This window comes from Cupriavidus basilensis, assembly GCF_008801925.2.
Lineage (GTDB): Bacteria > Pseudomonadota > Gammaproteobacteria > Burkholderiales > Burkholderiaceae > Cupriavidus > Cupriavidus basilensis.
In genome coordinates this window covers 150,958-162,383 of the sequence record NZ_CP062806.1, presented here as the reverse complement: position 1 = coordinate 162,383, position 11,426 = coordinate 150,958, and the positions used below count along the sequence as shown (strand labels likewise).

Genomic DNA, 11,426 nt, shown 5'->3' with positions numbered 1-11,426 from the left:
CTCCTTGGAAAGGTCAGAAGGTCAGAAAGTCAGAACGTGCTCAGGCCCCCTGCGCCACGTGCATGGGCTTGCGGTATCGCAACGACAGCGGCGTCACGAGAATGGCGAGAGCAATGAAGGAAACCGGAATCCAGACCAGGCCCATCGGCCAGAAATGCACCACCGAACCCATCAGCACCGGCAGCAGCCCGCCCACCACCGCCTGCGACAGGTTGTAGGTCAGGGCAATGCCGGTCACGCGAACTTCCGGCGTGAAGCTGCGCACAAGGATGTTGTGCATCATGGTGGTGAAGCCGGCGCCGAAGCCCACCATGGCCCAGCCGTAGCGTAGGGTGTGCGGATCGGGCGCGGCGAAGGTCCAGCCGATGCCGGCTGCAGTCGCCAGTCCGAACAGTGTGATCACGGGCACCCAGCCAAAGCGGTCGAGCAGCGCGCCGCCTACCAGCGTGCCGGCCAGCAGCGATAGCGTCATCCATAGTTGGGCGTGATGCACCACGTCGCGCGAGAATCCCAGCTCCACCTGCAGGTAGGTCACCGGGAAGAGCAGCGCGGCGGACAGCACGCCGGCTGTGGTGGCGCTTGCCGCGAGGCAGATCAGGACCTCGCGCGGCTGGCGGCGGAACAGCGTGCGCAAGGGCATGGCTTCGGACGCATCCTTGCGCCGGCGCATCTCCTCGAACACCGGCGTTTCCTTCACATGCCGCCGCAACCAGGACGAGAGCAAGCCGAACACGCCTCCCACGATGAAGGGCAGGCGCCAGCCGATGCTTGCCATCTGGGACTTGTCGAACATGGCGCCCGTCGCCATCACCGCGAAGATGCCGAGGATGGTGCCGAGGGTGAACGCGGCTCCCAGCGTGCCGATGGACAATCCCAGGCGGCGCTCCGGCACGTGCTCCGCGATGAAAGTCACCGCGGTCGGAAACTCGCCGCCCATTGCGATCCCCTGGCACAACCGGCACAGCAGCAAGAGCAGCGGTGCTACCGCGCCGGCCTGCGCGTAGGTCGGCAGCAGGCCGATGCAGAGCGTGGGCGCGGCCATGAGGATCAGCGTCACGCCGAACATGCGCTTGCGCCCGAGTTTGTCGCCCAGCATGGACAGTACGAGTCCGCCGAGCGGCCGGACCAAGTAGCCGGCGGCGAAGATGCCCAGCGTCTGGAGCTGGCGCAGCCAGGCCGGCACTTCGGCGGGGAACATCACGGCGCTCAGCATCGGCGCCAGGAAGATGAAGATGATGAACTCGTAGAACTCGAGCGCGCCGCCCAGGGTGGACAGGCCAAGCACGCGGTAGTGGTCGGCATTGAGCCGGCCGGGGGCCGACGCGCTGGCCGGTTGGATGCTGGCCAGCGTAGTGGGTTGGCTCATGGGTGTGCTCCGTACATGGTCGCGCGCTGGCGACGACGGGTAGAGAAGGGCCGGCCAAATGGGCCGGCGAGTCGATCAGTCCAGCCTGATGCCTTGCGCGGCGACCAGTTCCTTCATGCGCGATATTTCACTGGCCACCTGCTTACGGAATGCCTCTGGACTCGTCGGCAGGAGTTGCAGGCCGTTGGCCTTGAACGTGGCCTGTACCTGCGGGTCGCGCATGGCCTGGTGGAAGGCCGTCACCAGCCGGTCGCGCACGGCATCCGGAATGCCCGCGGGCGCGCCGAATCCGAGCCACGACACGGCGGTATAGGGAATGCCCTGCTCGCGCACGGTGGGCACGCCGGGGAACAGTGAGGCCCGCCTCTCACCCGTCGTGGCGAGCGCCACCAACTTGCCGGCGTCGACAAGGTTGCGCATGGTCGGCGAGGAAAAGGCCATGTCGACTTGGCCGCCCGCGAGATCCTGCAGCAGGGGCGACTCGCCCTTGTAGGGCACGTGCAGCAGCTGGATGCCGGCCGCCCCGTTGAATGCCTCGGTCCAAATGTGGAAGGCGGTGCCGGCGCCGGTCGAGCCGAACTTCACGATGCCCGGTTTCGCCTTGGCCTGGTCGACAAGTTGACCCAACGTCCGAATGCCGCTCGACGCCGGCGCGGTGATCACGAAAGGCGATTCATAGCCCATCGTCAGATAGGTGAAATCCTTGTGGACATCGTATTGGGTCGTCGCGTCCAGCACCAGCGCGACGACCAGTCCTGCCTGAGTGACGACACCGATCGTGTAGCCATCGCGCGGCGCCCTTGTCAATGCCGCGCCGCCGATGCGCTGGCCGGCGCCGGGACGGTTCTCCAGCACCAGTGGCTGGCCCAGGATGGCCGAGACCTTCGTGGTCAGAATGCGCACGTTGACATCCACCGGTCCGGGCGGGAACGGCACGATCACCGCAATGGGCCGGGCGGGCCATGGCGGCTCGGCCTGAGAGGAAGCAGGCGCGCCGAGGGCGGCGACGGCCGACAGGCCCAGCGCCACGAGGCGCAGGCGGAAAGGGAGGTGCTTCATTGTTGTCTCCACCGGATGCGTCTTAATTCTATCGGCCGGCGGGCGCGCATCATGTATCCCGAACGGCATTTACTTCAACAAATGAACCTACTGGGCGATATGTCGGACGACGTGCGCGGCCTCACTGTGCCCGTTCGATGATCATGGCCACGGCAACGCCGGCAGCGCCGGGAATTGCCACGACTGCGCGCCTACCGTCGATGCGTTCCAGTTCATCCAGCGCCGCGCCGACCAGCATCGCTCCGGTGGCGCCCATGGGATGGCCGAGCGCGATCGAGCTGCCGTTCACGTTGAAGCGCTCCATGTCAATGCCGAGCGTCCGCACGTAGTGCAGCGTAACTGCCGCGAACGAATCCCGCACCTCGAAGAGATCGATATCCGACAGCGTCAGGCCGGCTCGGTCTAGCACCTTCCTCGTGGCTTCCACCGCGCCGGTCTGTACGAAGGGAACGCAGGCGTCCGCCACCGCCAGGATCCGGGCGCGGGCGCGCAGCCCGTGGCGTTGGAGGGCCTGGCGCGAGGCGAGCAGGACCAGTGCGGCACCGTCGGCCATGCAGGGAGAGTTGCCGGCATGGTGAACGTGTTGCACGGCATCGAGGTCCGGAAAATGCCGCAACAGCATCGCGTCGCCGCCGGCGTCGCCCTCGGCAGCGAAAGCGGGCTGCATGGCGGCAAGCGTCCCGACGGTCGTGCCAGCCCGGATCGTCTCGTCCTGCGCGAGCACGACAGTCCCCGCCATGTCACGCACGGGAACCAGCGACGCTGCGAAACGGCCCGTTTCCCTGGCCGACGCGGCGCGCTGCTGCGACAGTGCCGCGTAGGCGTCGCAAGCCTCGCGGCTGATGCCGTGGCGCGTTGCCACCAGGTCCGCGCCGATCCCGGGCGACATGAAATGCGTGGCCTCGGCGATCTCGGGGTCGTTGCGCCATGCACCGTTGTCGCTGAACATCGGTACGCGCGACATCATCTCCACCCCGCCGCCGACCGCCAGGCCATCCGACGCGGCGGCCTGGAGCGCGGCCAGCCCGACGGCCGAAAGTCCCGAGCTGCAGAACCGGTTGATGGTCGCCGCCGGCATCGCGGGGCTCCATCCCGCATACAGGGCGGCAATCTTGCCGATGTTCGAGCCTTGCTCGCCGGTCTGTGAGACGCAGCCGATCATCGCATCCTCGACCGCACCGGTGTCGACCCCGGCGCGTGCTGCCACCGCCTCGTACACCTGCGCCAACAGATGCACCGGCTTGACGCCGGCCAACGCGCCGCCGGCGCGTGCCTGGCCGCGCGGGGATCGCACGGCATCCACGATAAAGGCATCCAATCTCGCTCCTTCGCTGTCGTCCTTAAGTCCAATGACTTCAATATACGAACCATATAGGACGATGTAAAGGAAATTGGTTTGCGTGTTTTCCCTAAAGGAGCCGGACGCGTTCGCGTTCGAGGACCTCGCCGCAGTGACTGCACCGCAGGTCGGCGTGGAAGACATGTCCGCAGAGGTTGTGGATCATGAGCTGCGGCAGCCCCTTGTCGCCGGCAAGCCAGCGGTCGCCCCAGCGCATCAGTTGGAGGGTGTAGTGGTGCTGGGCGAGTCCCTTGGCGGTGAGCAGGAATTCGTCGCGTGGCGGCGCTTCCTGGTAGCGGCGACGCTCGATCAGTTCCAGTTCAAGCAGTTCATTCAGCCGCTGGCCCAGGATGTACGGCGGGATGCGCAGCTCTGCCTCGAGTTCGTTGAATCGCCTGTTACCCCGGAAGATACAACCCATCACCATCGGCGTCCAACGGTCGCCCACCGTCCGGATGATCTGCGAGCGCAGCGTCGGTTCTCCAGGGCTCTTCGCGCTACCGGCGTTCATGCGCCGTCGCGAGCGCGGGGGCAACATCGTTTCGCTTCCCTGCCCCGGACCCGGCCGACGGGAGATATCGGCCAGTTGTAGCGGCTGCGTGCAATGGCTGCAGGACGAGACGGGACGGCTCTCGTGTCCGCAATCGAGGTGCGTCAGCCTGAGGCGCATGTCGCCAGGATCAGGGTCCCAGCGGATCTCCCAGTCCCACATGGTCAGCAGCACGCGCCAGAAATCCAGCCCCATCTCGGTCAGTCGGTACTCGTGGCGCAGAGGCACCGACTGGTACTCATACAGCGAGAACATACCCGATTCGACGAGATGGGTCAGCCGCTTGGACAGCACGGCCTTCGGGATGCCGAGCCGTTCATGAAAATCGGAGAAGCGGCGCACACCGCGGAAGGCTTCGCGCAGCAGGCGCAGCACCCATCCATCGCCGACGATAGAAAGGGCGCGGACAACAGAGCTGTTCGGTATCTGGCGGTGTTCAGCAGGGGCCATGAAGTCAGGTGGGAATGAAAAGGAGATTGTAACCAGCCGTCATGCACGCAGGCCGGCGCGCGTCGCACATGGGGAAGACCCTGATTTCGACAGCTCTTGACCACTGTCGCTATCGCGTCCTATATTGGTTCACATATTGAAGTATACACCAGCCTGTTCAACAGGGGATGGGGCCGTCGGAGGATGAAACGCCCTTACCGCCTAGCCCCTTGCCGCTCATGCGGCTTCTTTTTCACCGAGTAAGTTCATATATTGAAGTCTAATATCGCCACCGGTTTCCCATGACAACAACCGCCCCCTCCTCTTCACTGTTCGAGCATCTCGACCTTCCCCTCATCGTCGCCCCGATGTTTCTGGTGTCTTCTGTCGAACTGGTCACGGCCGCCTGCGCCAATGGAGCAATTGGCGCCTTGCCTTCCCTCAACGCCCGGACGCCCGAGATCCTCGACGACTGGCTCGGCCAGATCGGCCGGGCGCGCAACGCCCGCCTGTCGAGCGGCCAGCGGTGCGCGCCGTGGGCCGTCAACCTGGTCGCGCATACGTCCAATAGGCGGCTCCAGCCCGACCTCGAGCTCTGTGTCCGGCACAAGGCGCCGCTGGTGATCACCGCGCTGGGCGGTCCGCGCGCGGTGGTCGAGGCCGTGCACAGCTACGGCGGTCTGGTCTTCGCCGACGTCAACACGCCCGAGTACGCCCGCAAGGCCGCTGCCAGCGGCGTGGATGGCCTGGTGCTGGTCTGTTCGGGTGCCGGTGGACATACGGGACCGATGTCCGCGCCCGCCTTCGTCAGCGCAGTACGGGAATTCTTCGACGGCTACATCGTCGTCGGCGGCGGCATGAGCGACGGCGCTTCCCTGCGCGCCGTGCAGGCGATGGGTGCGGATTTCGGCTACATGGGCACGCGCTTCATCGCAACCGACGAGAGTCATGCCGTGCAGGCCTACAAGCAGATGGTGGTGGACTGCGCCTTCCCCGACATCATATGCACGAACGCCATCACCGGTGCGTGGGCAAACAAGCTGCGGCCGAGCCTCGTCGCCGCCGGACTCAATCCCGACAACCTGAAGCCGCGCGACCGCTTCGACCTCAGCAACCGCGAGGAAGATGCCAAGGCGTGGAAGGACCTGTGGTCGGCCGGGCACGGCGTCGGACAGATCCGCGCCGTCGAGTCCGCCGCCGCCGTCATCGCACGCCTGCGCGCCGAGTTCCGCCACGCGGTGGCCCGTCTGAACACCGACCCCTGGGCCGCCCGTGCGCGCGCCGGCCAACTGTGACCCGAGGGATCCCCGCACCATGATCATCACCTCCAGACAAGATATCGACCGGTACACGCGCGCAGGCTGGTGGGGCCGAGAAACGCTCTTCGACGTCTTCCGCCAGGCGGCGGCGCTATCACCTGACGCCGTCGCTCTGGTCGACCCGCCCAACCGCCAGGACTTCACCGATGGTACGCCCGTCCGGCTGACGTGGCGCGAAGTGGCCGACAAGGTCGCCCGCCTAGCGTCCGTGCTGCTTGACGCCGGCCTGCGCCGCGACGAAGTTATCATCGCCCAGTTGCCGACGACGCACGAGTTTCCCCTCGTCTACCTCGCCTGCTGGCAGCTCGGCATCATCGTTTCGCCCGTGCCGATGCAGTATCGCGAGCACGAGCTGCGCCACATCGTCAGCCACGTCAGCGCACGCGCTTATCTCGGCGTGCGCCGGCTCGGCAAGACCTGCCACGCCTCCGTGGCCGCCGTGCTGGCGGACGAGCATCCCACGCTGCGGGACGTCCTGCTGTTCGGCGACGACGTGCCGGCCGGCATGGTGAGCCTCGATGCCGCCCTGCGCCAGCCCGCAGACCTCGCCCGGCTCGCCCGCCACGAAACGCTTCATCCCGTGGACGCGAACGACGTCGCCACGATCATCTGGACATCCGGCACCGAATCCCGGCCCAAGGCGGTCCCGCGCACGCACAACCAGTGGCTAGTGTCGCGCCGACTGATGACCGATGCCGCGGGCCTGCAGCCGGGCTGCCGTATCCTCTCGCCCCGCCTGCTCAGCACGATGGGCGGGATCTCCGGAAGCCTGATCACCTGGCTGGATCGCGCTGCCCGCCTGGTCCTGCACCAGCCAATGTCGCTGGAGATCTTCCTGCGCCAGATCCAGGATGAGCGGATTGAATTCACGAGTGGCCCGCCGGCCGTGTTGCACGAGCTCCTGAAGCATGAATCCATGCTGGGCGACGTCGATCTCTCCTGCCTGCGCCACATCAGCTCCGGTTCGGCCGCGCTTTCGGAGTGGGTCGTGCGTACCTTCCTGGACCGCCACGGCGTAGAGATTCTGAATTTCTATGGTTCCAGCGAAGGCGCCTCGCTGGCTGCGACCGCCCGGGACCTGCCCGACCCTGCTGAGCGCGGCCGCTACTTCCCTCGCTATGGCGTGACCCAGTGCGTCTCAACGCAAGGCTCGGCAGCATACGTCGAGACCCAGCTGATCGACCCGGCCACCGGCGAGATGATCGAAACGCCGGGCCAGACCGGCGAACTGTGCTTTCGCGGCCCCGGCGTGTTCTCGGGCTACTTCCGCATGCCGGAGATCACCTCGCGCACGTTCACGGAAAGCGGCTTCTACCGGACCGGCGACCTGTTTCGCATCGCCGGCGAACGGGGACAGTACCTGGAGTTCGTCGGGCGGGCCAAGGACATCATCGTGCGCGGGGGAACCAACATTTCCGCCGAGGAGCTGGAGTCCCTGCTGATCGGCCATCCCGAGATCGACTGCGTGGCCGTGGTCGGCTATCCGGACGACAGGCTCGGAGAAAAGGTGTGCGCCGTGATCGTTCCCGCGTCTGATGCCGCGAGCGAGCCGCCGAGCCTGGAAGCGCTGTGCGACTACCTGCTGCATGTGCGGCAGGTCGCCATCTACAAGCTGCCGCAGCGCCTGCTCGTGCTGCCCGAACTGCCCCGCAATCCCGCCGGCAAGATCCTCAAGGCGCCGCTGCGCGAACTGGCGCGGCAAGGTGCGGACGTCACGCCCTAACTACCTGACCACCTTTTCTCCACGCACCCCACTATGACAGAGCCAAGACTCCCCGACTACAGCGTCACCGGCGACGGCGACGTGACCGTCTTCCTGCTCCACGGCGCCTTCGGCGCGAAGGCCTACTGGCGCGACCAGACCGCCGCCCTCGTGGCGAATGGCTACCGCGTGGTGGCATGGGACGCCCCCGGCTATGGCATGAGCCCGCTTCCCGACCCCTTCGACGTCGACGTCGCGGCCGCCGCCCTCGCCCGCCTGATTGACGCGGTGGGCGGTAGCCGCAACGTGCTGCTTGGCCACAGCATGGGCGGCATGATCGCCCAGGCTGCCTTCGACCTGCGCCGCGAGCGTGTCCACGGACTCGTGCTCTCCGCAACCAGCGCGGCCTTCGGCAAGACCGAAGGCGAATGGCAGCAGAAGTTCGTCAGCGATCGCGTGGCGCCGCTGGATGCCGGAAAGTCCATCGCCGAATTCGGCCCCGGCATGCTGCGCAGGATGATGGCCCCGGGCGCATCGGGTCCGGGGGTCGAGCGCGTCATCGAAGTGGTCTCGAACATGCGGCCGGAAACCTTCCGCGCCGCCATCCATGCCATCTCGCGCTTCGACGGCCGCCACATTCTCCCGCGCATGCAGGTGCCCGTACTGTGCATCGCCGGCGAGCACGACCTTTCCGCCGCCCCGCCCGCTGTGATGGAGAAGCTCGCCGGCAAGCTCCCCCGGGGAGAATTCGTCTGCATGACCGACGTCGGCCATTTCGCCTGGGCCGAAAGGCCCGAAGTCTTCAACCGCCACCTGCTCGATTTCCTCCAGCGCCGCGTGCGCGCCTAACCCCATCTCGCCATGAAGAACATCGCATTCCAGGCCAAGCCCACCATCGTCTGGCCGAACGAGAACCCTTACCTCAACGACGCCTGGCGCCCAGTGGATACCGAGTGGACCGCCACCTCGCCCGACCTCGAGATCATCGGCGAGATCCCGCGCGACCTGAGCGGCCTCTACGTGCGCAACGGCCATAACCCAGTGCACGAGTCGATCGGCCGCTACCACCCCTACGACGGCGACGGCATGATTCACGCCATGGCTTTCCACGGGGGCAAGGTCCAGTACCGCAACCGCTGGGTCCGCACCATCGGCTTCCTCGCCGAGCAGGCCGCGGGCAAGTCCCTGTGGCCTGGCATCATCGAGCCGCGCCGGGCGGCATTGCGCGGCTGGGGCTCGATCGGCGCGATGAAGGACAACGCCGGGACCGACATCATCGTCCACGGCGGCAAGATCCTCGTGGCCATGTCGCAATGCTCGGAGCCGTACCGACTCGATCCGCTCAGCCTGGAAACTACCGGAGTCGAGCCGAACTGGGCACGCACGCTGTTTCCACTCGGCATCTGCTCGCACTTCAAGGTGGACGAGCACACCGGCCATATGACGTTCTTCAACTTCGGCGAAACGCCGCCGTATATGAACTACGGCGTGATCGATCGCGACAACAATCTCATCCATTACGAGCCCATCGAACTGCCCGGCCCGCGCTGGCCGCACGACCTCGGCATGACCGAGAACTACTGCGTGCTGCATGACTTGCCGCTTTTCTTTGACCCCGATCGCCTGCGCCAGGGATCGCACCGGCTCAGTTTCTGGCGCGACGTGCCGGCGCGCTTCGGCGTCATCCCCCGCTTCGGCACCAATGCCGACGTGCGCTGGTTCGAGGCCGAGCCCTGCTACGTGCTGCACCTGTCCAACACGTACGAGGACGGCGACGAGATCGTGATGGACGGCTGCATCCAAAGCAACCCCATTCCCGACTTGTCCGGTCTGCCATCCGAAGGCTACGCACGCCTGAAAGCCATGCTCGACCTGCACGCACAGAAGGCGCGCATGCATCGCTGGCGCTTCAACCTGCGCACCGGCGAAACGCGCGAAGAAGATCTCGACGACCAGGTGACGGAATTCCCGATGGTCAATGGCCTGCACAACGGGCGCTCCTATCGCTACAGCTACAACGCGATCCCGACCAAGGGCTTCTGGCTGCTCAATGGGTTGAAGAAATACGATTTCGTCACCGGCAAGACCCAGACGTACATGCTGCCACCGGGCTGCTACCTGAGCGAGGCGCCTTTCGCCCAACGCCGCGGCGCCACGGAGGAGGACGACGGCTACCTCGTCACCTTCCTCACGAACGTCAACACCGGCAAGGGGGAGTGCGCGATCTTCGACGCGCGGGACATCACGAAGGGGCCGGTGGCGCGGATCGTGCTACCGCAGCAGGTACCCACTGGCGCCCATGCATTCTGGGCCACCCCTGCCATGCTGCCCGGGTTCGAAGCCGGCTTCGAAACGGCCCTGCAGCGGTAGCACGCAGGCGAGCGGCGCGCGCCGCATCGCCCTGCATCACGCACCCCTCAAGCCAGGGCCCGCAGAGGCCCGGCGGATTTCACCTGGAAAAGACGGAGACATGTATGTTCAAACTGACCCGTGCCGCGGCGCTGGCAGCGCTTTGCGGCGCGCCCGCGATCGCCACCGCCCAAGGCTCCATGCAGATCGGCGGCCAACTGAAGCTCGGCCTCGACATGACCTCGATCAGCGGCGCCGCCCAGCCCGGCGGTACGGCCGCCCATGCCTATCGGGAATCCAACAACACCAGCTTCTGGTTCATCGACGGGAAGGAGCAGTTGGCGCCCGGACTCAAGGCGCTGTATCACCTCGAATGGGACTTTGCGGCCGACACCGGCGTGCAGGGTTCCGGTCGCGCCTTCTATGTCGGATTCGACGAGGAACGCTTCGGGCGCCTGCAGCTTGGCCGCCAGACGGTCTACTTCAGCCACCACTGGTTCATCAACGATACCCATGGCGCCTTCGATGCCGCGCCCAACGCCGCGAATTCGCTCAACGTGCTGGGCACCATCAACGGCGCGTACTTCGCCGGCAACTACCTGAACAACACGGTGCGCTACGAGTTGCCAAATCTCGGCGGATTTTCGGGCATGGCCTCGTATTCGTTCGACGCCGAGCAGCCCGGCAACGGCCGCAACCATACGTGGTACCTCAGTCCCACATACACGAACGGTGGCTTCAAGGCTGGCTATTTCCACATGCAGCGCAGCAGTCAGGGAACGCTGCCGCTGCAAACCGTCGGCAGTCTCGACCAGATGGGCGACAAGCTCGCCATCGGGTACACGTGGAATGGCCTGCGCCTCGGCGTCGTGGTCGACCGCAACCAGGTCAAGAACACGACGTCTGACTCGCGGCAGTACCGCTTCGCCTACGCAGTGCCGCTCGGCTACAGCTTTGGCCCGCATCTCGTCCAGTTGACCTGGGGCCAGGCGTTCTCCGTCCACCAGGACGGCAGGACACTCGACGACACCGGCGCGAAGATGCTCTCGCTGAGCTATCAATACAGCATGAGCAAGCGCACGACGCTGGACGTCTCTTACGTCGAACTGCGCAACGAGCGCAATGGCCGCTACAACTTCTGGCTCGGTGGCATCGGCGGCGGCTCGCAACTGGCGCCCGCCGACGCCGGCGCACGCGCGCGGATGGTCTACGCGGGGATCAAGCACCAGTTCTGAGCCGCGCCATCGGAGGTGCCATGCGCCGGGCCTTCCCGTCCCGGCACATGCCTGGGCAACAGGCGGTTGCGCAGCGTG

At 66.0% G+C, this 11,426-nt stretch carries 9 protein-coding genes; 5 read left to right on the top strand and 4 right to left on the bottom strand.

Features of this window, described 5'->3' with window-relative positions:
* Window positions 1-40: 40 nt before the first annotated feature.
* From F7R26_RS38345 to F7R26_RS38330, 4 genes are all read right to left on the bottom strand, one after another.
* Window positions 41-1,366: an MFS transporter gene (locus tag F7R26_RS38345; protein WP_150984750.1), complete on the bottom strand. Its 1,326-nt coding sequence runs from the start codon at window positions 1,364-1,366 to the stop codon at window positions 41-43.
* Window positions 1,367-1,441: 75 nt separating this feature from the next.
* Window positions 1,442-2,425 (bottom strand): Bug family tripartite tricarboxylate transporter substrate binding protein, encoded by a 984-nt coding sequence (locus tag F7R26_RS38340; protein WP_170301784.1) that lies wholly within the window; start codon window positions 2,423-2,425, stop codon window positions 1,442-1,444.
* Window positions 2,426-2,546: 121 nt separating this feature from the next.
* Window positions 2,547-3,743, bottom strand: a complete 1,197-nt coding sequence (locus F7R26_RS38335; protein ID WP_150984748.1) for an acetyl-CoA C-acyltransferase — start codon at window positions 3,741-3,743, stop codon at window positions 2,547-2,549.
* 91 nt (window positions 3,744-3,834) lie between these two features.
* Window positions 3,835-4,764: a winged helix-turn-helix transcriptional regulator gene (locus F7R26_RS38330; RefSeq protein ID WP_150984747.1), complete on the bottom strand. Its 930-nt coding sequence runs from the start codon at window positions 4,762-4,764 to the stop codon at window positions 3,835-3,837.
* Between the two features lie 281 nt (window positions 4,765-5,045).
* On the opposite strand from F7R26_RS38330, the gene F7R26_RS38325 reads away from it, so the two are divergent.
* The 5 genes from F7R26_RS38325 to F7R26_RS38305 all read left to right on the top strand — a co-directional run bounded on the left by F7R26_RS38325 (window position 5,046) and on the right by F7R26_RS38305 (window position 11,348).
* Window positions 5,046-6,038 (top strand): NAD(P)H-dependent flavin oxidoreductase, encoded by a 993-nt coding sequence (locus tag F7R26_RS38325; protein WP_150984746.1) that lies wholly within the window; start codon window positions 5,046-5,048, stop codon window positions 6,036-6,038.
* A 19-nt stretch (window positions 6,039-6,057) separates the two neighbouring features.
* Window positions 6,058-7,785: a class I adenylate-forming enzyme family protein gene (locus tag F7R26_RS38320; RefSeq protein ID WP_150984745.1), complete on the top strand. Its 1,728-nt coding sequence runs from the start codon at window positions 6,058-6,060 to the stop codon at window positions 7,783-7,785.
* An 81-nt stretch (window positions 7,786-7,866) separates the two neighbouring features.
* Window positions 7,867-8,613, top strand: a complete 747-nt coding sequence (locus F7R26_RS38315; RefSeq protein ID WP_241754851.1) for an alpha/beta fold hydrolase — start codon at window positions 7,867-7,869, stop codon at window positions 8,611-8,613.
* 12 nt (window positions 8,614-8,625) lie between these two features.
* Window positions 8,626-10,134 carry a carotenoid oxygenase family protein gene (locus F7R26_RS38310; RefSeq protein ID WP_150984742.1) on the top strand — a complete coding sequence of 503 codons (1,509 nt, stop codon included), beginning with the start codon at window positions 8,626-8,628 and terminating at the stop codon, window positions 10,132-10,134.
* A 104-nt stretch (window positions 10,135-10,238) separates the two neighbouring features.
* Window positions 10,239-11,348, top strand: a complete 1,110-nt coding sequence (locus tag F7R26_RS38305) for a porin (RefSeq protein ID WP_150984741.1) — start codon at window positions 10,239-10,241, stop codon at window positions 11,346-11,348.
* Window positions 11,349-11,426 lie beyond the last annotated feature (78 nt).

Bases quoted from the DNA above. Each gene is read 5' to 3' on its own strand.
- F7R26_RS38345 (WP_150984750.1), bottom strand. From the start codon at position 1,366: ATGAGCCAACCCACTACGCTGGCCAGCATCCAACCGGCCAGCGCGTCG.
- F7R26_RS38340 (WP_170301784.1), bottom strand. From the start codon at position 2,425: ATGAAGCACCTCCCTTTCCGCCTGCGCCTCGTGGCGCTGGGCCTGTCG.
- F7R26_RS38330 (WP_150984747.1), bottom strand. From the start codon at position 4,764: ATGGCCCCTGCTGAACACCGCCAGATACCGAACAGCTCTGTTGTCCGC.
- F7R26_RS38325 (WP_150984746.1), top strand. From the start codon at position 5,046: ATGACAACAACCGCCCCCTCCTCTTCACTGTTCGAGCATCTCGACCTT.
- F7R26_RS38320 (WP_150984745.1), top strand. From the start codon at position 6,058: ATGATCATCACCTCCAGACAAGATATCGACCGGTACACGCGCGCAGGC.
- F7R26_RS38310 (WP_150984742.1), top strand. From the start codon at position 8,626: ATGAAGAACATCGCATTCCAGGCCAAGCCCACCATCGTCTGGCCGAAC.
- F7R26_RS38305 (WP_150984741.1), top strand. From the start codon at position 10,239: ATGTTCAAACTGACCCGTGCCGCGGCGCTGGCAGCGCTTTGCGGCGCG.